General features: G+C 64.6%; 26 protein-coding genes and 1 pseudogene. 5 read left to right on the forward strand and 22 right to left on the reverse strand.

What is annotated here, in order from left to right; genetic code table 11:
- The first annotated feature begins 20 nt into the window (after positions 1–20).
- Positions 21–1046, forward strand: a complete 1026-nt coding sequence (locus N6H05_RS03525) for a threonine aldolase family protein (protein ID WP_284112735.1) — start codon at positions 21–23, stop codon at positions 1044–1046.
- Positions 1047–1080: 34 nt separating this feature from the next.
- Positions 1081–1971 (forward strand): annotated as a pseudogene (locus N6H05_RS03530) (DMT family transporter).
- Here N6H05_RS03530 and N6H05_RS03535 read toward each other — a convergent pair.
- From N6H05_RS03535 to N6H05_RS03590, 12 genes are all read right to left on the reverse strand, one after another.
- Positions 1961–2119, reverse strand: coding sequence for a hypothetical protein (locus tag N6H05_RS03535; RefSeq protein ID WP_004209402.1), 159 nt, complete (start codon positions 2117–2119; stop codon positions 1961–1963). The pseudogene N6H05_RS03530 and the gene N6H05_RS03535 sit on opposite strands and share 11 nt — an antisense overlap.
- Before the next feature lie 77 nt (positions 2120–2196).
- Positions 2197–3012, reverse strand: coding sequence for a Rossmann-fold NAD(P)-binding domain-containing protein (locus N6H05_RS03540; RefSeq protein WP_284112736.1), 816 nt, complete (start codon positions 3010–3012; stop codon positions 2197–2199).
- 25 nt (positions 3013–3037) lie between these two features.
- Positions 3038–3400 (reverse strand): HesB/IscA family protein, encoded by a 363-nt coding sequence (locus tag N6H05_RS03545; protein WP_017503694.1) that lies wholly within the window; start codon positions 3398–3400, stop codon positions 3038–3040.
- Entirely contained in the window at positions 3400–3861 is a 462-nt protein-coding gene (locus tag N6H05_RS03550) for an SUF system Fe-S cluster assembly protein (protein ID WP_284112737.1), read from the reverse strand. The genes N6H05_RS03545 and N6H05_RS03550 overlap by 1 nt, the downstream gene beginning before the upstream one ends.
- Positions 3858–5063: an aminotransferase class V-fold PLP-dependent enzyme gene (locus tag N6H05_RS03555; RefSeq protein ID WP_284112739.1), complete on the reverse strand. Its 1206-nt coding sequence runs from the start codon at positions 5061–5063 to the stop codon at positions 3858–3860. The genes N6H05_RS03550 and N6H05_RS03555 overlap by 4 nt, the downstream gene beginning before the upstream one ends.
- A complete protein-coding gene (locus N6H05_RS03560; RefSeq protein ID WP_284112740.1) occupies positions 5060–5809 on the reverse strand; it encodes a SufD family Fe-S cluster assembly protein in 750 nt (249 codons plus the stop codon). The genes N6H05_RS03555 and N6H05_RS03560 overlap by 4 nt, the downstream gene beginning before the upstream one ends.
- Positions 5806–5943, reverse strand: a complete 138-nt coding sequence (locus N6H05_RS03565) for a hypothetical protein (RefSeq protein ID WP_284112741.1) — start codon at positions 5941–5943, stop codon at positions 5806–5808. Before N6H05_RS03565 ends, N6H05_RS03560 begins: the two co-directional genes overlap by 4 nt.
- The gene (sufC, locus tag N6H05_RS03570; RefSeq protein ID WP_284112742.1) at positions 5940–6698 is read right to left on the reverse strand and encodes a Fe-S cluster assembly ATPase SufC; all 759 of its coding nucleotides are present in this window, start codon (positions 6696–6698) and stop codon (positions 5940–5942) included. Before sufC ends, N6H05_RS03565 begins: the two co-directional genes overlap by 4 nt.
- A gap of 7 nt (positions 6699–6705) precedes the next feature.
- Positions 6706–7161, reverse strand: a complete 456-nt coding sequence (locus N6H05_RS03575) for a hypothetical protein (RefSeq protein WP_136186027.1) — start codon at positions 7159–7161, stop codon at positions 6706–6708.
- A 93-nt stretch (positions 7162–7254) separates the two neighbouring features.
- Entirely contained in the window at positions 7255–8739 is a 1485-nt protein-coding gene (gene sufB / locus N6H05_RS03580) for a Fe-S cluster assembly protein SufB (protein ID WP_010339231.1), read from the reverse strand.
- Entirely contained in the window at positions 8736–9146 is a 411-nt protein-coding gene (locus N6H05_RS03585; protein WP_004209390.1) for an RrF2 family transcriptional regulator, read from the reverse strand. The genes sufB and N6H05_RS03585 overlap by 4 nt, the downstream gene beginning before the upstream one ends.
- 246 nt (positions 9147–9392) lie before the next feature.
- Complete coding sequence (locus N6H05_RS03590) at positions 9393–10337, reverse strand: helix-turn-helix domain-containing protein (protein ID WP_284112743.1); 945 nt, start codon at positions 10335–10337, stop codon at positions 9393–9395.
- A 345-nt stretch (positions 10338–10682) separates the two neighbouring features.
- Between N6H05_RS03590 and N6H05_RS03595 the strand changes: the two genes are divergently transcribed.
- On the forward strand, positions 10683–11735 hold the full coding sequence (locus N6H05_RS03595; protein WP_284112744.1) for a quinone-dependent dihydroorotate dehydrogenase: 1053 nt from the start codon (positions 10683–10685) through the stop codon (positions 11733–11735).
- 70 nt (positions 11736–11805) lie between these two features.
- Complete coding sequence (ggt, locus tag N6H05_RS03600) at positions 11806–13515, forward strand: gamma-glutamyltransferase (RefSeq protein WP_284112745.1); 1710 nt, start codon at positions 11806–11808, stop codon at positions 13513–13515.
- Between the two features lie 46 nt (positions 13516–13561).
- Here ggt and N6H05_RS03605 read toward each other — a convergent pair whose 3' ends face one another.
- The 10 genes from N6H05_RS03605 to N6H05_RS03650 all read right to left on the reverse strand — a co-directional run bounded on the left by N6H05_RS03605 (position 13562) and on the right by N6H05_RS03650 (position 17459).
- A complete protein-coding gene (locus N6H05_RS03605; RefSeq protein WP_284112746.1) occupies positions 13562–14059 on the reverse strand; it encodes a hypothetical protein in 498 nt (165 codons plus the stop codon).
- 51 nt (positions 14060–14110) lie between these two features.
- Positions 14111–14545, reverse strand: a complete 435-nt coding sequence (locus N6H05_RS03610) for a SufE family protein (RefSeq protein WP_010339236.1) — start codon at positions 14543–14545, stop codon at positions 14111–14113.
- Positions 14546–14662: 117 nt separating this feature from the next.
- Entirely contained in the window at positions 14663–14896 is a 234-nt protein-coding gene (locus N6H05_RS03615) for a hypothetical protein (protein ID WP_010339237.1), read from the reverse strand.
- A 28-nt stretch (positions 14897–14924) separates the two neighbouring features.
- Positions 14925–15176 (reverse strand): hypothetical protein, encoded by a 252-nt coding sequence (locus N6H05_RS03620; protein ID WP_007708693.1) that lies wholly within the window; start codon positions 15174–15176, stop codon positions 14925–14927.
- A gap of 30 nt (positions 15177–15206) precedes the next feature.
- A complete protein-coding gene (locus tag N6H05_RS03625; protein WP_017500990.1) occupies positions 15207–15518 on the reverse strand; it encodes a hypothetical protein in 312 nt (103 codons plus the stop codon).
- 28 nt (positions 15519–15546) lie between these two features.
- The gene (locus N6H05_RS03630; protein ID WP_004209379.1) at positions 15547–15837 is read right to left on the reverse strand and encodes a hypothetical protein; all 291 of its coding nucleotides are present in this window, start codon (positions 15835–15837) and stop codon (positions 15547–15549) included.
- 42 nt (positions 15838–15879) lie between these two features.
- On the reverse strand, positions 15880–16260 hold the full coding sequence (gene pspC / locus N6H05_RS03635; RefSeq protein WP_004209378.1) for an envelope stress response membrane protein PspC: 381 nt from the start codon (positions 16258–16260) through the stop codon (positions 15880–15882).
- A gap of 1 nt (position 16261) precedes the next feature.
- The gene (pspB, locus tag N6H05_RS03640) at positions 16262–16528 is read right to left on the reverse strand and encodes an envelope stress response membrane protein PspB (RefSeq protein WP_004209376.1); all 267 of its coding nucleotides are present in this window, start codon (positions 16526–16528) and stop codon (positions 16262–16264) included.
- Between the two features lie 4 nt (positions 16529–16532).
- Entirely contained in the window at positions 16533–17201 is a 669-nt protein-coding gene (pspA, locus tag N6H05_RS03645) for a phage shock protein PspA (protein WP_004209375.1), read from the reverse strand.
- 84 nt (positions 17202–17285) lie between these two features.
- Complete coding sequence (locus tag N6H05_RS03650) at positions 17286–17459, reverse strand: hypothetical protein (RefSeq protein WP_007708701.1); 174 nt, start codon at positions 17457–17459, stop codon at positions 17286–17288.
- Positions 17460–17646: 187 nt separating this feature from the next.
- Between N6H05_RS03650 and pspF the strand changes: the two genes are divergently transcribed.
- Positions 17647–18678: a phage shock protein operon transcriptional activator gene (gene pspF / locus N6H05_RS03655; RefSeq protein ID WP_284112747.1), complete on the forward strand. Its 1032-nt coding sequence runs from the start codon at positions 17647–17649 to the stop codon at positions 18676–18678.
- The last annotated feature ends 7 nt before the right edge of the window (positions 18679–18685 follow it).

The following is an 18685-nucleotide window of genomic DNA, read 5'->3' on the forward strand; positions in this document are numbered from 1 at the left end:
CGCCCTGTATCGCATGCGCCATGCACTTCTTTTCGGACAATGCCACCCCGATCTGCCCCCAGGTGATGGCCGCCATCGCCGGCGCGGACCATGCCGACCATGGCTATGACGGCGACGCGTGGAGCGCGCGGCTGGACGGCGCCTTTTCCGACCTGTTCGAAACGCCGGTGAAGGCGCAATGGATCGCCACCGGCACGGCGGCGAACAGCATCGCGCTCGCCTGCCTGTGCCCGCCCTATGGCGGGGTGATCTGTCATGAGGAAGCGCATATCGTCGTCGACGAATGCGGCGCGCCGGGCTTCTACACCCATGGCGCCAGCCTGATGGCGCTGCCGGGCGTCGGCGCCAAGCTGCTGCCCGATGTCGTGACGGCAAGGCTCAAGGCGATCCGCCCCGACGTGCATCAGGTGCCGGCACGGGCGATCAGCATCACCAATGCGACCGAATATGGCATGGTCTATAGGCCGGACGAGGTCGCGGCGCTGGGCGAGATCGCCAAGGCTCATGGGCTGGGCTTCCACATGGACGGCGCGCGCTTCGCCAATGCGGTGGCGCATCTGGGCTGCGCCCCCGCCGACGTCACCTGGCGCGCGGGGATCGACATCCTCTCCTTCGGCTGCGTCAAGAATGGCGGCATGGTGAGCGAGGCACTTCTGTTCTTCGGTCCCGAGCGGGAGGCGCGGGCGGCGGAAGCGGCGCGCTGGCGCAAGCGGGCGGGCCATCTCTTTTCCAAGGGTCGCTACCTTGCCGCGCAGATATTGGCGATGGTCGAGGACGGACTGTGGCTGGACAATGCCCGCGCCGCCAATGGCGCGGCGCAGGCGCTGGCGCAGGCAGCGGCCGGGCGGCTGATGCACCCGGTGGAGGCCAATGAGCTGTTCGTCTGGCTGACCCCGGCAGAAGCGGCGACGCTGCGCGCGCAGGGCTTCGATTTCTATGACTGGGGCGAGGGCGCGGCGCGGCTGGTGACCAACTGGTCGCAGGATGCGCAGAGCGTCGCGCCACTGGCCGCCGCGATCCGGGCATTGGGGCATCATGACGCCTGACGACAGGGCGCAGCGCGGGATGGAGCGGGGCGGGATGGAGCGGGGCGGCATCGCCCTGCCCTTCATCCTCGTCACGCTGATCTGGAGTTCGACCTGGATCGTCATCCGCGACCAGCTGGGCAGCGTGCCGGCCAGCTGGTCGGTCTGCTATCGCTTCCTGCTGGCGGGCGTGGCGATGGCCGCGTTCGCGCGGATGCGCGGCGTGTCGCTCAATATCGGGCGGGGCGGGCTGGTCTTTGCCGCGCTGCTGGGCACGGCGCAGTTCGTGCTCAATTTCAACTTCGTCTATCGCGCCGAAGTCTATCTGACGTCGGGCGTGGTGGCGGTGGTCTATGCGATGCTGCTGATCCCCAACAGCATCCTGGCCTGGATCTTCCATCGCCAGCCGGTGAGCCGCGCCTTCATCGGCGGGTCGGTGATCGCGACGGCGGGCATCGTGATGATGCTGGTGCATGAATATCGCTTTGCCGGGATCGACCCGGACAAGGTGCTGCTGGGCGCGGCCTTTGCCTGTGCCGGCCTGATGAGCGCATCGACCGCCAATGTGATGCAGGGGATGTAGATCGCCCGCAGGCTGCCGATGATCGCGGTGCTGGCCTGGGCAATGCTGATCGGCGCCGGGATCGACGCTGCCTTTGCCTGGATCACCACCGGGCCGCCGGTGATCGAGCCGCGGATCGGCTATCTGCTGGGCATAGGCTGGCTGGCGCTGGCGGGATCGGTCGTCACATTCCCGCTCTATTTCGGGCTGATCCAGCGCATGGGCGCGGGTCGGGCCGCCTATACCAGTGTGCTGATTCCGGTGATCGCGATGCTGATCTCGACACTGGCCGAGGGCTATCGCTGGAGCGGGCTGGCGGTGCCGGGCGCGCTGCTGGCGATCGCCGGGATGGTGATCGCGCTGCGGGCGAAAACTAGAGCCTGACGCCGCCGGGCTGGTAACGCAGCTTGGCCATGTTGAGGCGGGCGATCAGGCTGCTGAGCGATTCCGGTGCAGGGGCCGCGCGATCGGGCACGGACATGGCGTTGATGCGGTCACCGAGCGTGGAAACAGTCTTGTCGATGCTGGTCATGACACACCCTTGTTGATGCGGTAATCCCGCTTTCGGCGCACGCTGGTTAACGGGGCGTAAACCATGCGACGAACCGATCAGCAAGGCTGATTTTCTTCCACAAGACAGGCCCTTAGACCTTCGACATGGGTGGGGTAAAGAGGTTTCCAATCAAGCAGCCGACGCGCCCGACCATTGGCGACGCGGCGGTTTTCGGCATAGAAGGCCAGCGCCTGGGGCGAGAGGTCCGCCTGTTCCAGCGACAGCAGCGGCGGCAGCGACTGGCCCAGCAGTTCGCAGGCGGTGGCGATCACGTCATTCTGGGCGCAGGGCCGGTCGTCGGCCAGATTATAGGCACCGGGCGGGCCGTCAAAGGCGGCGATGATGCCACCGACGATATCGTCGACATGGACCCGGCTGAATATCTGTCCGGGCAGGGCGATGCGGTGCGCCTTGCCGGCCCGGACGCGATCGAGCGCCGAGCGGCCGGGACCATAGATGCCGGGCAGGCGGAAGCGACGGACATCGGGGCGGAGTGCTCCCCAGTCGAGATCGGCGCGGGCGCGGGCGGTGCGGCGCCCCTGCCCCACAGGGCTTGCCTCATCGACCCAGGCGCCGGCCGCATCGCCATAGACGCCGGTCGAGGAGAGATAGCCGACCCAGAGCGCCGGCGCGGCGGCGATCGCGGCGCCATAACGGGTGAGGACGGGGTCATCCTCGCCCTCGGGCGGGACGGAGGAGAGGATATGGGTGGCGCCGGCGATGGCGGCGCGAACCGCGGGTTCATCGTCGAAGGCGATATGGTCCGCATCGGCGCTGCGGCGAACGCCGGTGACTTGCCAACCCTCGGCCCGCAGCCGGGCGGCGAGGCGGGAGGCGCTATAACCCATGCCGAGGATCAGCATGTGCAGCATCGGCGCCCTCCCCTTGAGGCCGGTATCAGACCGTGAAGCTCTCGCCGCAGCCACAGCTGCCCTTGGCATTGGGATTGGCGAAAACGAAGCCGGCGGTGAAATCATCCTCGACCCAGTTCATGGTCGAGCCGATGAGATAGAGGACCGAGGCGCCATCGATATAGAGGACACCGCCGGGGGTCTCGATCTTCTCGTCGAACTTGGCTTCTTCGGTGACATAGTCGACCGAATAGGCAAGGCCCGAGCAGCCGCGCTTGGGGGTCGACAGCTTGACCCCGATCGCGCCTTCGGGGGCCTGCGCCATCAGCTCGGCGATGCGGCCTTCGGCGCTGGGCGTCAGCATGACGGCGGCGGGGCGGGCGCGGGTCTTGGTGGTCGTCTCGGTCATCAGAGCATTCCCAGTTCGAGCTTGGCTTCGTCCGACATCTTGCCCGGATCCCATGGCGGATCCCAGACCAGGTTCACCTCGACATCGCCGACGCCGGGCACCGCGCCGACGCGCAGTTCGACTTCGCCGGGCATAGACTCGGCGACCGGGCAGTGCGGCGTGGTCAGCGTCATGGTGACGACGGCATGACCATCGCTGGTGACGTCGACGCCGTAGATGAGGCCCAGGTCATAGATGTTGACCGGGATTTCCGGGTCGAAGATTTCCTTCAGTGCATCGATGATGCCGTCATAGAGATCGCCGCCCGGCTCGCCGGCCGCGACTTCGTTGGGCTTCTGCGCCAGGAAACCGTCGAGATAGTCGCGCTGGCGCGGAGCGGCCTCCGCCTCTTCGACGCGCGCCTTGGGCGGGGTTTCCACCGCGTCCACTTCTTCCACCATGAACTTCTTTTCCTCGGTCATCCGAAGATCTTCCTTACCCGTTCAATGCCCTTGACCAGCGCATCCACGTCGCTGTCGTCGCTGTAGATGCCGAAACTGGCCCGTGCGGTCGCCTCGACGCCCAGATGCCGCATCAGCGGCTGGGCGCAATGATGGCCGGCGCGGATCGCGACACCCGTTTCGTCCAATATGGTGCCGACATCGTGCGGATGCACCCCCTCCACTTCAAAAGAGAGGATGCCAGCCGAATCTTCGGGGCCAAAGACGCGCACGCTGTTGATCTGGCCGATCGCGGTGCGGGCCTTGGCCACCATAGCGCATTCATGGGCGTGGATGGCGTCGAGGCCGATGCCCTGGACATAGTCGATCGCGGCCGACAGGCCGACGACGCCGACGATATGCGGCGTGCCTGCCTCGAACCGGGTCGGCGCTGGCGCATAGGTCGTCTTTTCGAAGGTCACCTTGTCGATCATCGACCCGCCGCCCTGATAGGGGGGCATGGCGTCCAGCAATTCCTTGCGCCCCCACAGCACGCCGATGCCGGTCGGGCCATAGAGCTTGTGCGCGGAGAAGACGTAGAAATCGCAGTCGAGCGCCTGAACATCGACGGCGAGGCGGGGGACCGCCTGGCAGCCGTCGATCAATATCTTGGCGCCGACCATATGGGCAATGTCGGCGGCGCGGCGGCAATCGAGCACGCTGCCGAGCACATTCGACACATGGGCGAGCGCGACCATGCGGTGCTGCGGCGTGATCATCGCGCGCATCGCGTCGAGATCGATCCGGCCGTCCTGCGTCAGCGGCACCACGTCAATCTGGGCGCCGACCTTTTCGGCGACGATCTGCCAGGGGACGATATTGCTGTGATGCTCCAGCGTGGAGAGCAGGATGCGATCACCCGCCTTGAGCTGCGTGCCGGCCCAGCATTGGGCGACGAGATTGATGCCCTCGGTCGCGCCGCGGACATAGACGATCTCGCTGTCCGACGCGGCGCCGATGAAGCCGGCGACCTTGCGCCGGGCGGCCTCATAGGCGAGCGTCATGTTTGCCGAGCGTTCATAGACGCCGCGATGCACGGTGGCATAGTCCGGGCCATAGGCGCGGGCGATCGCGTCGATCACGGCGGTCGGCTTCTGCGCGGTGGCGGCGCTGTCGAGATAATGCCAGTCGCCGACACCGGGGAAATCGTCCCGCAGGCGCAGGCCTTGGGCGAGACCGGTCATACCAGCGTCCCCAGCTTGGCGAGCGCCGCCGCCTCGAACCGTTCGCGCAGATCGTCCTGCGCGACATCATCGAACACGCCGGCGACGAAGGCTTTCAGCAGCAATGTCTTGGCGGTGGCCGGGTCCATGCCGCGCGAGGCCATGTAGAAGAGCGCTTGGCGGTCCAACTCGCCGACGGTCGCGCCATGGGCGCATTTCACGTCGTCGGTATAGATCTCCAGTTCCGGCTTGGCGTTGGCCGTGGCGGTGCGGTCGAGCAACATCGCCTTGATCGACTGGAAAGCGTCGGTGCGCTGGGCATCGCGGGCGACATTGATGCTGCCCAGATAATTGCCGGTCGCATGGCTGCCCAGAATCGAGCGGACGGTCTGGCCGCTGGTCGCGTCGGGCTGGGTATGGGTGACGCTGGTGATGATCTCCAGCGTCTGCTCGCCACCGCCGATGATCGCGCCGTTCAGTTCGAAATGACTACCCTTGCCGAGCGTGACAGCGAAAGTGACACGTCCCAGCTTGCCGCCAATGTTGAGCAGATGGAAATCGAACCGGGCGCCGTCGGCGATGTCGATGACATAGTCGTGCACCGCGACACTGCCGTCCGCCGCATCCTGCAGCAGAGCATCATGCGTGTTGTCGCCCGCTGCGACGCGAATATGCACGGGCGGGGCAGACGGCCAGGCGGTTTCGAGCGCCTGAAGGTCGCTATAGCGCCATGCTTCGTCGCGGCGGGTGGGAAGATCCAGTGTCATTCTTCGGTCTTTTCAAAGCCTTGCCAGCCAAAACTTGCGAACTTTACATGTGTGCGCAGTGTTTTTTCAGACAAGATATTGTTTTCATTTACTTTTATATCCTGTCCCAGCGAAATAGGACAGGTTTCAATCATGCCGAGATTACCTCTGCATAGCCTTCGCTTTCGAGCTGCAGCGCCAGTTCGGGGCCACCCGACTTGACGATCCGGCCGGCGGCCAGGACATGGACGAAGTCCGGCTTCACATAGTCGAGCAGGCGCTGATAATGGGTGATCAGCAGCACCGCCTTGTCAGGCTTGCGCATGATCGCATTGATGCCCGCGCCGACGGTCTTGAGCGCGTCGATGTCGAGGCCCGAGTCGGTTTCGTCGAGGATCGCCAGCTTGGGATCGAGGATACCCATCTGCACCATTTCGGCGCGCTTCTTCTCACCACCGGAAAAGCCGACATTCACCGGACGCTTCAGCATCTCCATGTCGAGGCCGAGCAGGCCGGCCTTTTCCTTGGCCAGCTTGATGAACTCGCCACCGTTCAGTTCCTTCTCGCCACGCGCGCGGCGCTGCGAATTGAGGCTTTCACGCAGGAACTGCAGGTTGGAGACGCCGGGAATCTCGACCGGATATTGGAAGCCCAGGAACAGGCCGGCAGCGGCGCGCTCATGCGGATCCATATCGAACAGGTCCGTTGGGCCATTTGGGCCTTCGAAGGTCGCGGTGCCGCCGGTCACATCATAGTTCGGACGGCCCCCCAGCGTGTAGGCGAGCGTCGACTTGCCGGCGCCGTTCGGCCCCATGATCGCGTGGATTTCGCCCGCATTGATCTGGAGCGACAGGCCCTTGAGGATCGCCTTGCCGTCGATTTCGTTGGTAAGATTGTCGATCGTCAGCATCTTGTCTTTAGTCCTTGTGCGCGCGCTGGAGCGTCCGCGCGGTCCAGAAGGCCATGTCGCGCACGTCGCCCGGTGCGGGGAAGAGCGTGTCGATATGGCGCTTGATCGGCATATAGGGCCACCAGTCGGCGTCCGGTTCCGGCGCGCCCTTTTCCAGCAGCGCGACGACGAATTCGCTGACCGGGCCCATACGGGCGAGGTTGGGTGCCTTCGCCTTGTGGAAGGCCTTGTCGGTGCGCAGCTTCTCGGTCATCGCGACGTCGCCCTTTTCCAGCGCATCGCGGCATTCGGCCTGATAGGCGTCGAGATCGCCGAAATCCTTGGCGGCGCGCGTCTGAAGCTCGCCCTCTTCCAGCTCATAATCCTCGGTCAGGATGCGGATCGCGGCGGTCCATGCCTGGCCATTGCCGACATCCTCCGCGAAATCGGCGAGGGCATCCTGGATATCGTCTTCGTCGCTCATTGATCGCTCGTCTTTTCGTTGATCTGAAAAAGCCCCTCCCCTTCAGGGGAAGGAAGTTTAGGCGGCGTGCCTGATCCAGAGGTGTCTGATCGATTAACCGACCGAACCCTCCAGCGAAATGCCCAGCAGCTTCTGCGCTTCCACCGCGAATTCCATCGGCAGTTGCTGCAGCACTTCCTTGGCGAAGCCGTTGACGATCAGGCTGACCGCGCTTTCCTGATCCAGGCCGCGCTGCATCGCGTAGAAAAGCTGGTCGTCGCTGATCTTGCTGGTAGTCGCCTCATGCTCGATCTGGGCGCTGGGATTGCGCACCTCGATATAGGGCACGGTGTGGGCGCCGCACTGGTCGCCCAGCAGCAGGCTGTCGCACTGGGTGAAGTTACGCACGCCTTCGGCGCTTGGGCTCACGCGGACGAGGCCGCGATAGGTGTTGTTGGAGCGGCCGGCCGAGATGCCCTTCGACACGATGGTCGAGCGGCTGCCCTTGCCATTGTGGATCATCTTGGTGCCGGTATCGGCCTGTTGCAGATTGTTGGTGAGCGCGACCGAGTAGAATTCGCCGACGCTATTCTCGCCGTTCAGCACGCAGGACGGATATTTCCAGGTGATGGCCGAGCCAGTTTCCACCTGGGTCCAGCTGACCTTGGAGTTGCGGCCCTGGCAGAGCGCGCGCTTGGTCACGAAATTATAGATGCCGCCCTTGCCATTCTCGTCACCGGGATACCAGTTCTGGACGGTGCTGTACTTGATCTCCGCATCGTCGAGCGCAACCAGTTCCACCACGGCGGCGTGGAGCTGATTTTCATCGCGCATCGGCGCGGTGCAGCCTTCGAGATAGGAGACATAGGCGCCATCGTCCGCGACGATCAGCGTGCGTTCGAACTGGCCGGTATTTTCCGCGTTGATGCGGAAATAGGTCGACAGCTCCATCGGGCAGCGAACGCCCTTGGGAATGTAGACGAAGGTGCCGTCGGAAAAGACCGCGCAGTTCAAGGTAGCGAAATAATTGTCGTGCATCGGCACGACCTTGCCCAGCCACTTCTTCACGAGGTCGGGAAATTCGCGCACCGCTTCGCTGATCGAGCGGAAGATAACGCCCGCTTCCTCCAGCTCCTTGCGGAAGGTGGTGGCGACCGAGACCGAGTCGAACACGGCGTCGACCGCGATCTTGCGGCTACCCTTCACGCCGGCGAGCATTTCCTGCTCGGCGATGGGGATGCCCAGCTTCTGATAGGTGGCGAGGATCTCGGGATCGACCTGATCCAGCGAATCCAGCTCCACCTTCTTCTTGGGCTCGGCGTAATAATAGGCGTCCTGATAGTCGATCGGCGGGACGTTGAGCTTCGCCCAGTCCGGCGCTTCCATCTTCTGCCACATGGCGAAGGCCTTCAGCCGCCAGTCGAGCAGCCATTGCGGCTCGTTCTTCTTGGCCGAGATGAAGCGGACCGTATCCTCGTTCAGGCCCTTGGGCGCGAAATCCTGCTCGATGGCCGACGACCAGCCATGCTCATAGGTGGAGGCGCGCTCGGCGGCCTCCAGCGCTTCCTGATTACGGACGGTGCTCACTTCTTCAGTCATGCCATTTCTCGTGTCAGGCTGGCGATGGTCACGTTCGCGAGCGCTTCGCGGATCGCGTTGTTCGCCAGATTCATGTGCGGACGGATGCGGCAATCCTGTTCCAGATTGCAGTCATGCGCCCCCTGTTCGCTGCATGCGGTCATGGCGATGGGGCCTTCGACCGCCTCCACCACGTCCGCCAGGGTGATCGTCGCGGGCGGGCGCGACAGACGCACGCCGCCACCGGTGCCCCGGCTCGATTCGAGCAGACCCGCCGCCGACAGCCGGCTCACCAGCTTCTGCGCGGTGGGCAGCGGGATGCCGGTTTCAGCGCTGAGCGTGGTCGCGTTCATCTTGGCCGCACCGCAATGGCGGGCTGCGGCAGACATCAGCACGACGGCATAATCGGCAAAGCTCGATAATTTCATGCGTGTTGCGAACCATTCTCAAATCGGATCGAATCAATCCGATTGGGCATGTGGTCCCACTCGCCCCCGGAATCAAGGCATTTCTCCTACCGTGGGAGTCTGTTTGGAAAATGCGCGAAAGAGCGCATTTTCAGAGCCGCACCAGCCCACACCCCCACCCGGCCGCCCATCAGGGTACCATGTCTGGGAGGCCGGGTGGGGGTGTGGGCTGGTGCGGATGCGCCAAAGGCGCATTCCAAATGGCGATCAGCTCAGCCGGTTGAGCACCGCGACATCGCCGCCCAGCGTGCGGCGGAGCAGGGTGAGCTGGACCACGGCGGTCGGCTCGGTCTGGAGCTGGTGCGGGGTCATGCCGATGAAATGCTTGATCTCGCGGATGAAATGCGACTGGTCGTAGAAGCTGCCGTCATCGCACAGCGCCTGCCAGCTTTCATGGTCGAGCGCGATCCGCGCGCTGCAACGCAGGGCACGATATTTGCGGGCAAGCAGCTTGGGCGGGGCGCCATAGAGCTTGTTGGTGATGCGGGCGAGCTGGCGCGGCGACAATTCGGTCATCTCGCTCAGCACCTCGATCCGCGGCGATCCTTCGCCGATCAGCCAGCTGTCGATCGCCCGCAGGATCGCCCAGGTCGCTTCGGGCAGCGGCTTGATCCGTTCGGCGAGGAAGGACCAGGTGAGCGCGGCCATGGCGTCACCATCCTCCATGCGCTGCAACTGGGCGAGCAGGTCAAGAAAGCCGTCATCCCGTTCCGCCGCCAGATCGCACAGGCCATCAGCCAGCTTGTCGGCATCGCCGCCATGCAGCGCCAGCCAGCCGGCCGGCAGCAGCGACACGCCCACCAGCCGGGTCGGCGCATCCAGTTCGAAGCGGGTCGCGCCCTGTGTGGGGCCGATCAGGCCGACGGCAGGGGGGCGCTGCACCGACCCATCCTGGAAATGATAGCGACCATCGCCCCGCAGCATCAGCCGCAATTGTGCAACATCGGCGCGGGTGACGTCGGCATAATGGTCAGCGGCTACAGAAAATATGTAAAGCGAGCCGAAATAGGGCCGGACCTTTTCCGGCGGGGTGAAATAGCGCAACCGAACCGGCCCCTGTTCGGCATCGACCGAATAGGACAAAGGCCCGCGATTGTCCGGCACCACCCCCCGCGCCGCACTCAGCGGCAGATCCCAATATTGCGGCCCCATATTTACACCCCAGTGACGCCATTATGAGCGCGGGTTCCAACCGTGCAAGAGCCATGACGGCACGGTACGTATTTTTCGCCACAGCGTTGAGGCAAAAAAATGACCCGGCAGCTTTCACTGCCGGGTCAGGAAAAGGTCTCATCAGCCAAAATGGCCTAGAGCCTTCGGGTCGCAAGACGGCTTTAAGCCCGAATCGGGGCAAGATTATTGGACAGATCGGACATCAGACTGATCAAAACGAACCGATTCATGACGAATTATGTCATGAAATGACGTTCGGCAACGAATGTGGCCACAGCGCAACAGTGACTCGACGCCCGCCCGACACGCTGGCATAGCGCGGCCATGTCCTACCGCCTGATCCGCCCGCTCTTCTTCGCGCTCGATGCCGAGCGCGCCCATAATCTGTCGATCGCGTTGTTGCGGATGATGCCCACCGCAGCGCCGCTGAAAGCCGACCCGATGCTGGCACAGACGGTGGCGGGCATCGCCTTTCCCAATCCGGTGGGTCTGGCGGCGGGCTATGACAAGGATGGCCGGGTCGCGCACAAGATGCATGGGCTGGGCTTCGGCTTTGCCGAACTGGGCACGCTGACGCCGCTGGCGCAGCCGGGCAATCCCCAGCCGCGCCTGTTCCGCCTGGTCGAGGACAAGGCGGTGATCAACCGCTTCGGCTTCAACAATGGCGGCCAGGGCGCCGCCGCCGACCGCATCGCCCGCTATCGCCGGCCGGTGGGGGATGGGCCGGTGATCGGCATCAATATCGGCGCGAACAAGGAAGCGACGGCAGCCGGGCGCGCCAATGCCGATTATGCCACCGGCGTTACCTGCATGGCGCCACTGGCCGATTATCTGACCGTCAATATCTCCTCGCCCAACACGCCGGGCCTGCGCGCACTGCAGGGCCGGGCGGCGCTGGACGATCTGCTGGGGGCGGTGATGGCGGCGCGGCCCGAAGGTGGCCCGCCGATCTTCCTGAAGGTGGCACCCGACCTGGAGCCGGCCGATATCGAGGATATTGCCGCCGCCTGCATCGACCACCGGGTCGACGCGCTGATCGTGTCCAACACCACCATCACCCGCCCGGCACTGCAATCGCCCCATGCAGGCGAGACCGGCGGCCTGTCGGGCGCGCCGCTGACCGACCTGTCGCTGGGCAAGCTGCGCGACTTCCGCCGGCTGCTGGGCGACCGGCTGCCGCTGATCGGCGTGGGCGGCATCGCCAATGCGGAGCAGGCCTATGCCCGTATCCGCGCCGGTGCCTCGCTGGTGCAGGTCTATAGCGCGCTGGTCTATGAGGGCCCCTATCTCGCCAGGCGGATCAATGAAGGCCTGAAGGCGCTGATGGCGCGCGATGGCGTGCGGCATATCGGCGACGTGGTGGGGATCGACGCCTGATCCGTCCTTCCCGGACATGATCGAAACAAGACGGGTTGCGAAACGAAATGCGAGCTTTAGGGTGCCGGCCATGACCTCCCGCCTGACCGGCCTGCTGGCCCCCTTCGCCCTGTTTGCCCCCCTTGCCCTGGCGCCCGTAACCGCACTGGCGCGCGAGCCGGTGGCGTTGAATGCCACCGTGTCCGCCGCCGATCCGCGCGCGGCGGCGGCGGGGCAGGAAATATTGCGCAAGGGCGGCAGCGCCACCGATGCGGCGATCGCGATGATGCTGGCGCTGAACGTGGTCGAGCCGCATAATAGCGGCATCGGCGGCGGCGGCTTCCTGATGCATCATGACGGCGCCAGCGGCGTGCTGGAATCGATCGACGGGCGCGAGACCGCGCCGGCCGCCGCCCGGCCCGACCGCTTCATGGGCCCCGATGGCAAGCCCCTGCCCTTCGTCCAGGCCTGGCCAGGCGGCTATTCGGTCGGCGTGCCGGGCAATCTGCGCATGGCATGGGAAGCCCATAAGAAATGGGGCAAGCTGCCCTGGGCCGACCTGTTCCAGCCGGCGATCCGGCTGGCCGACGACGGCTTCCAGCTGGGCGAGCGCACCGCCACGGCGCTGAAGGCGTTGCAGAATATCTGGGCCGATTTCCCGGAAATCCGCAGCTATTACTGGATCGACGGGCAATTGCCGGCGGTCGGCACGACGCTGAAGAACCCGCCGCTGGCCGCCCTGTTCAAGCGGATCGCGGCGGAAGGGCCGGACGCCTTCTATCTGGGCGAGAATGCGCAGGCGATCGCCAAGGCGGTCACCAATGCGCCGCGGAACCCGGTGCCGATGACGACCGACGACCTGGCCAATTACCAGGTCAAGGACCGCAAGCCGGTGTGCGGCCATTATCGCGTCTATACGGTGTGCGGGATGGGGCCGGCGTCGGCCGGCGGCATCACCGTGCTGCAGGTGCTGGGCATGGTCGAGCGCTTCCCGCTGGCGCAGTGGGGCAAGGATGATCCGCGCTCCTGGCACGTCATCGGCGAAGCGATGCAGCTCGCCTATGCCGATCGCGACACCTGGCTGGGCGACCCCGAATATGTCCATGTGCCGATCGCCGGGCTGATCGACCCCGCTTATTTGAAGCAGCGCTCGGGCGAGATCCGGCTGAACAAGGCGCTCACTGCCTATAAGCCCGGCCTGCCCGCCGGGGCGCAGCCGCGCACCAGCGCCCTGCCCCAGCCGGAAAGCGGCACCAGCCATTTCGTCGCGGTGGACCGCAATGGCGACATCGCTGCCTGGACATCGACGATCGAGAGCTTCTTCGGCAGCCAACTGGTCGCCAATGGCGTGGTGCTGAACAATGAGCTGACCGATTTCAGCTTCACGCCCGAGAAGAATGGCGCGCCGGTCGCCAACCGGGTGGAACCGGGCAAGCGGCCGCTATCGTCCATGTCGCCGACCATCGTCTATGACGCCAAGGGCATGCCGATCTTCACCGTCGGCGCGGCCGGCGGCAAGACCATCATCATGCAGGTCGCCAAGGCGCTGATCGCCCATTTCGACTGGGGCCTGTCGGCGCAGGATTCGATCGCGCTGGGGCTGGAATTCTTCAATGGCGAGGGGCTGGTGCTGGAACAGGGCACGTCGCTGGAAGCGATGAAGGCGCCGCTGGAGAAACTGGGCCACCGCGTCACCATCTCGCGCCTGGGCCTCAAGGCCAATGCCGCCGAGCGGACCGCCGACGGCCACTGGATCGGCGCCGCCGACCCGCGCAGCCCCGGCGTTTCGCTGCAGGAATAAGGAAGGCGATCAAGGCGAGCGCATCGCTGCGCTCGCCCGTCATGCGTCAGGCGCCCTTCTTGAGGTCGAGCCCGGCAACATTGAATTCGAACGGGAAGCGCTGGTCCTTCAGGCCAACGGCAAGATCGACCTTCAGGCTCTTGGCCTTGGCGATCGCCTCATAGGCATTTTGCGAGGGCATGATCTCGATCCCGTCCTTCGCTTCGGTCATGCGGCCCTTCCAGCGATGGGCCTTGCCATCGTCGGTCGTGGCATCGACCGCGCAGTCGGACAGGTCGCACTGGAAGGGCGCGCCGACCAGCTTCACCGTCACCGTCTTTTCGCCATTGGACATGGGCTGGACCATCAGCACCGAGAAGGTGTCGGCGGCGGTCATGGTCTGCACGCTGTTGGCGCTGCCGATATAGGCGACCTTCTGGCCGGCGCCGGCGGTTTCATATTTCCAGACCTGGCCGATCTGGTCGCGCTGGGTCGGTTCCTTCTTGTCCCCGCCCGAACAGGCGGCCAGCAGGCCGAGCATGGCGAGGGGCATGATATGACGCATTGTCGCATTCTCCTTGTCAGGTGAGAACGCGGGGATGCGCGGGAGTTTCCGTCAAGCGTAGCGAGCAGCGGTCTCGCGGATCAGGGCGATCATGTTGGGAATGCCCTGGGTGCGGTTGGAGCTGAGCTGGTTCTTGAGGTCGAAGGGGGCCAGCGCACCCTCGATATCGGTCGCGCCGATCTGTGCCGGGGCGCGGTCCTGCACGGTCAGCAGCACCAGCGCGATGATCCCCTTGGTGATGGCGGCATTGCTGTCGGCAAGGAAATGGAGCCGGCCATCATCGAGCACCGTGGGATAGACCCAAACCGCCGCCGAACAGCCCCGCACCAGCGTCATATCGGTCTTGAGCGCGTCGGGCATATCCTCCAGCCCCCGGCCCAGATCGATCAACAGGCGATAGCGATCATCGGCGTCGAGAAATTCATATTCTTCCTGGAGGTCGGCCAGAACGGGCATCGGGGCGGGCTGATCGGTCATGCCGCCCATATAGGGGGAAAAGCGGTGCGGGAAAGCCCGAAACCGGTCCCCAAGCGGAGGGAATCGGCTTCGCCTCTGGCTCAGCCTGGCCCTTCGACTTCGCTCAGCGCGAACGGAGAAGGGCCGTTACAGATCGACGCCGGCGGCGATGGCTTCGAGCTTGCGGATGCGTTCCTTGAGGTCGGCGACCTCGATCCGGGCGGCGGCCGAGGGCGGTGCGGCTTCCTCGCTGCGGCGGCTCAGTTCCGCCCGCTTGAGGTCGAGCCAGCCATTCCAGCCGCGCAGCGACGCGAAGGCGACGATGGTGAGGCCGGCGAGGCCGGCGGTGGCCATGGTGAGGTAGAAGAGGGGATCCTGCATGATGTCCTCCCTGTGTCCTTTGCCGCGATCAGTCGCGGTCCTTGAGCTTCTCGAATTCGCGCTCCAGCGCGGTCGAACTGTCGGTGGCGAGCCGTTCCAGCACGGCGACCCGGTCCTTGAGCGCCTTCACTTCGGCGCGGAGGCGTTCAGCCTCCGGATCGGGACCGCGCTGGATGAAATCCTCGCCCTTGTGGCGGCGCACGACGCCATATTTGGCGCGGACGACGCTGGCGATGGCGGTGATCGCGACGATGGCGACGACCATTTCAAACGGGTTCATGTTTGTCCTCCCTTGAGGCGCGCGGGGCGATCAGTTCGCCGGGCCGCGCAGCCGCTCGATTTCGCGATTGAGCTGATGACTTTCATCGGTGACGATCCGCTCGACCACGGCGAGCCGGTCCTTCATCGAGCCGATTTCGGCGCGCAGCTGGGCATTTTCCTGGCTGATCAGCTTGATACGCTCGACCATTTCCTCATTCTTCTGCGGATAGACCGCCTTGCCCCAGCTATTTTCCAGCGGATAGCCGTGCCGGATGCGAAGCCAGGTGGTAAAAACCCAACCCGCGACACCCAGCGATCCGACGATGACCGCAGCAGGCGCAAGAACTTCAACTGGAACCATGATCTTTACTCCCCTTGCCTGGTCAGCGTCAGCGCAGCGCGTCGATATCGCGCGCGGTCCGGGCGGCGGGATCGGTGGCGATCCGTTCGAGGACTGCGATGCGTTCTTCGAGGCGGCTGATGCGGCCAGTCAGCTTTTCGTTTTCACTTGAAAGAAGGTCGATTTTTCGACCGGCGTCGGGATCTGTTCGATGAACGGTGCCCGTCCATTCATTTTCAACCGGATAACCATGGCGGGCACGGACCCAGGTGGTGAACATCCAGCCCAGCGTCGACATGGCGATGATGGCCAGAACGAAGGTCGGTCCTGCGAAATTCATGGCCTTAACTCCCCGTTATTGCTGCCCGGTCCTGGCTATGCTTCAGCGCAGGCTGTCGATCTCGTCGGCGAGGCGCGTGTTGCGGCTGGTATAATAGACCTCGATGTCGGCGAGGCGGCGGTCGATGTCGCGGAACTTGGAGCGGACGTCGCGGGTGGAGCGCGCCGGGTTGGTGCGCACGCCCTGCCAGAATTTCTCGTCGTCCCGATCCGAATAGAGGCCCTGGGGCTTGGCATCGGCGAAATAGGCGGCGGCGAAATAGGCGATCAGCGTCCAGGGGAAGGCGCCCATGAGGGTCACCAGCACCGCGCCGACCCGAACCCAGACCACGTCGATCCCGGTATAGTCGGCGATGCCGGAGCACACGCCCATCCACTTGCCATTCTGCTTGTCGAGATAGAATTTGGTGCGGCGGGCGCTCATGTCAGTTCCTCCGGTCGAAGTCGTAATTATCGTCCTGTGCCGGACGTTGCGGGCGGAAGTCGGGATTGTCGGCTGCGACGATCCGTTCGACCGTCTGCAGCCTGTCTTCGAGACGGCGGGCGAGCAGGTGGAGTTCGTCCAGCAGCCGCTCATCCTCGTCGGTGATCTTGGGTGCCTGCTTCCACTTGGTGACATAGTGGAAGATCAGCCAGGGCATGCCGATGAACAGCATGCCGCAGACCATGATAGGCAAGAAGACGTCTTCCATGGAATCAGGCTCCCTTGTTCATCGAGGCCTTGAGCGCGGCGAGATCGGCATCGACCTTGTCGGCCGACTTCAGCTCCGCGATTTCTTCTTCCAGCGTCTTGGGCTGTGCGCCCAGACCCATGGCATCGGCGCGGCCTTCGGCCATATCGACGCGGCGTTCGAGCATGTCGAAGCGGGCAAAGGCTTCGTTGACCTTCTCGCCGGCATAGGCTTCACGCACCCGCAGGCGGTTCTGCGCGCTTTCCATGCGGCTGACCAGGCTGTTCTGGCGGGCACGCGCCTCGCGCAGCTTGCCCTGCAGCTTGGCGATGTCCTCTTCCGACGCCTTCAGCGCCTCGTCCAGCACCTCGATCTCGTGGGAGAGATGCTCGGCCATGTCGGCGGCCTTCTGGCGTTCGACGAGGGCAGCCTTGGCGAGATCCTCGCGGTCCTTGCTGAGGGCCAGCTGTGCCTTTTCGGTCCAGCCGTCCTGCAGCGCCTGCAGCTTGCCGATGTGGCGACGCATTTCCTTCTGGTCGGCGATCGTGCGGGCGGCGGACGCGCGCACCTCGACCAGCGTCTCCTCCATTTCGAGGATGATCATGCGGATCATCTTCGCCGGGTCTTCGGCCTTGTCGAGCAGGTCGGTGACATTGGCGGCGATGATGTCTCGGGTGCGGGAGAAAATACCCATTTTAACGGTGCTCCTGGTCTTCTCTTCAAGGGGGCCGGGGCGGACGAGAGGGGGCATGTCCGCCCCGGCCTGGGTCGTGCGGCCTTACGCCAGATAGCGCAGGGTCGCGGGGGTATCCTGGGTCGCGAGGACCGGCGCTTCGCTGGCGCGGGCCGGGCCGACCGCCGAAAGGATCATGGTCGATCCGAACAGGACGGCGGCAATGGCGACCGACATCAGCTGACCGATTTCGCGAACGCTGTTGCTGTTCTTTTCCATCTTCAACACTCCTTGAACCTGGCCTTCTAAAGGTGCCGCCTGTCTGTGCAGCGGCTTCTTTCCCAACATTGCAGAGGCCGTGCCAATTTTCGAAAAGCGCAGAAAACAGCCATTTTTTCAGGATTTGGCACGGCTACGCAAAGATTTTGCTTGCTGAAAGTTGGGAAATTTCCCCATATTTTGGCGCATGGAGAAAAATACCCAGTTTGTCGGCCAGTCGCTGGCCTTTCTCGACGCCGTCGAGCTGGCCGGGCGGGCCGCCGAACTCAATCGTCCGGTGCTGGTGATCGGCGAACGCGGCACCGGCAAGGAGCTGATCGCCGAGCGCCTGCATCATCTGTCGCCGCGCTGGGGGGAGCCGCTGATCGTGATGAACTGTGCCGCCCTGCCCGAGACGCTGATCGAGGCGGAACTGTTCGGCCATGAACAGGGCGCCTTCACCGGCGCGACCAAGGCGCGGCCGGGCCGGTTCGAGGAAGCCGATGGCGGCACCTTGTTCCTGGACGAGTTGGGCACCTTGTCGATGGCCGCGCAGGAGCGACTGCTGCGCGTGATCGAATATGGCGAGGTGACGCGGATCGGATCGTCGCGACCGGTGATGGTCGATGTCCGCATCGTCGCGGCGACCAACGAGGATCTGCCCGCTGCCGCCGATGCCGGGCGCTTCCGCCCCGATCTGCTCGACCGATTGAGCTTCGAGGTCATTACCCTGCCGCCGCTGCGCGCGCGCGAAGGCGACATAACAGTGCTGGCCGACCATTTCGGCCGGCGCATGGCGGCGGAACTGAACTGGCCGCAATGGCCGGGTTTCTCCGCTGCCTGCGCGGCCGAACTGGAAGGCTATGGCTGGCCGGGCAATGTGCGCGAACTGCGCAATGTGGTGGAGCGGGCGGTGTATCGCTGGCCCGAGCCGGGGCGGCCGATCTCGTCCATTGTGTTCGACCCCTTCGCCTCGCCCTGGAAACCGCGCCCACTGATGCCGGGAGCTGCGACACCGTCAGCGGAAAGCGCGACGCCGGCACCGGTGACCGCATCGGTGATGAACGGTCATGGCGATGTCACCGATCTCAAATCGGCGGTCGACGCGCACGAGGCGGCGATCGTGCGGGCGGCGCTGGAACGGTTCCGCTATAATCAGCGGGCGACCGCCAAGGGGCTCGGCCTGACCTATGACCAGTTGCGCCACTGCATGAAAAAACATGGGCTGAGCGCGGGATAGGGCGGCA

Origin of the sequence: Sphingobium sp. WTD-1 (assembly GCF_030128825.1) — a bacterium.
Classification (GTDB): Bacteria; Pseudomonadota; Alphaproteobacteria; order Sphingomonadales; family Sphingomonadaceae; genus Sphingobium.

Bases quoted from the DNA above. Each gene is read 5' to 3' on its own strand.
- N6H05_RS03525 (WP_284112735.1), top strand. From the start codon at position 21: ATGCACTTCTTTTCGGACAATGCCACCCCGATCTGCCCCCAGGTGATG.
- N6H05_RS03535 (WP_004209402.1), bottom strand. From the start codon at position 2,119: ATGACCAGCATCGACAAGACTGTTTCCACGCTCGGTGACCGCATCAAC.
- N6H05_RS03540 (WP_284112736.1), bottom strand. From the start codon at position 3,012: ATGCTGCACATGCTGATCCTCGGCATGGGTTATAGCGCCTCCCGCCTC.
- N6H05_RS03545 (WP_017503694.1), bottom strand. From the start codon at position 3,400: ATGACCGAGACGACCACCAAGACCCGCGCCCGCCCCGCCGCCGTCATG.
- N6H05_RS03550 (WP_284112737.1), bottom strand. From the start codon at position 3,861: ATGACCGAGGAAAAGAAGTTCATGGTGGAAGAAGTGGACGCGGTGGAA.
- N6H05_RS03555 (WP_284112739.1), bottom strand. From the start codon at position 5,063: ATGACCGGTCTCGCCCAAGGCCTGCGCCTGCGGGACGATTTCCCCGGT.
- N6H05_RS03560 (WP_284112740.1), bottom strand. From the start codon at position 5,809: ATGACACTGGATCTTCCCACCCGCCGCGACGAAGCATGGCGCTATAGC.
- N6H05_RS03565 (WP_284112741.1), bottom strand. From the start codon at position 5,943: ATGATTGAAACCTGTCCTATTTCGCTGGGACAGGATATAAAAGTAAAT.
- sufC (WP_284112742.1), bottom strand. From the start codon at position 6,698: ATGCTGACGATCGACAATCTTACCAACGAAATCGACGGCAAGGCGATC.
- N6H05_RS03575 (WP_136186027.1), bottom strand. From the start codon at position 7,161: ATGAGCGACGAAGACGATATCCAGGATGCCCTCGCCGATTTCGCGGAG.
- sufB (WP_010339231.1), bottom strand. From the start codon at position 8,739: ATGACTGAAGAAGTGAGCACCGTCCGTAATCAGGAAGCGCTGGAGGCC.
- N6H05_RS03585 (WP_004209390.1), bottom strand. From the start codon at position 9,146: ATGAAATTATCGAGCTTTGCCGATTATGCCGTCGTGCTGATGTCTGCC.
- N6H05_RS03590 (WP_284112743.1), bottom strand. From the start codon at position 10,337: ATGGGGCCGCAATATTGGGATCTGCCGCTGAGTGCGGCGCGGGGGGTG.
- N6H05_RS03595 (WP_284112744.1), top strand. From the start codon at position 10,683: ATGTCCTACCGCCTGATCCGCCCGCTCTTCTTCGCGCTCGATGCCGAG.
- ggt (WP_284112745.1), top strand. From the start codon at position 11,806: ATGACCTCCCGCCTGACCGGCCTGCTGGCCCCCTTCGCCCTGTTTGCC.
- N6H05_RS03605 (WP_284112746.1), bottom strand. From the start codon at position 14,059: ATGCGTCATATCATGCCCCTCGCCATGCTCGGCCTGCTGGCCGCCTGT.
- N6H05_RS03610 (WP_010339236.1), bottom strand. From the start codon at position 14,545: ATGGGCGGCATGACCGATCAGCCCGCCCCGATGCCCGTTCTGGCCGAC.
- N6H05_RS03615 (WP_010339237.1), bottom strand. From the start codon at position 14,896: ATGCAGGATCCCCTCTTCTACCTCACCATGGCCACCGCCGGCCTCGCC.
- N6H05_RS03620 (WP_007708693.1), bottom strand. From the start codon at position 15,176: ATGAACCCGTTTGAAATGGTCGTCGCCATCGTCGCGATCACCGCCATC.
- N6H05_RS03625 (WP_017500990.1), bottom strand. From the start codon at position 15,518: ATGGTTCCAGTTGAAGTTCTTGCGCCTGCTGCGGTCATCGTCGGATCG.
- N6H05_RS03630 (WP_004209379.1), bottom strand. From the start codon at position 15,837: ATGAATTTCGCAGGACCGACCTTCGTTCTGGCCATCATCGCCATGTCG.
- pspC (WP_004209378.1), bottom strand. From the start codon at position 16,260: ATGAGCGCCCGCCGCACCAAATTCTATCTCGACAAGCAGAATGGCAAG.
- pspB (WP_004209376.1), bottom strand. From the start codon at position 16,528: ATGGAAGACGTCTTCTTGCCTATCATGGTCTGCGGCATGCTGTTCATC.
- pspA (WP_004209375.1), bottom strand. From the start codon at position 17,201: ATGGGTATTTTCTCCCGCACCCGAGACATCATCGCCGCCAATGTCACC.
- N6H05_RS03650 (WP_007708701.1), bottom strand. From the start codon at position 17,459: ATGGAAAAGAACAGCAACAGCGTTCGCGAAATCGGTCAGCTGATGTCG.
- pspF (WP_284112747.1), top strand. From the start codon at position 17,647: ATGGAGAAAAATACCCAGTTTGTCGGCCAGTCGCTGGCCTTTCTCGAC.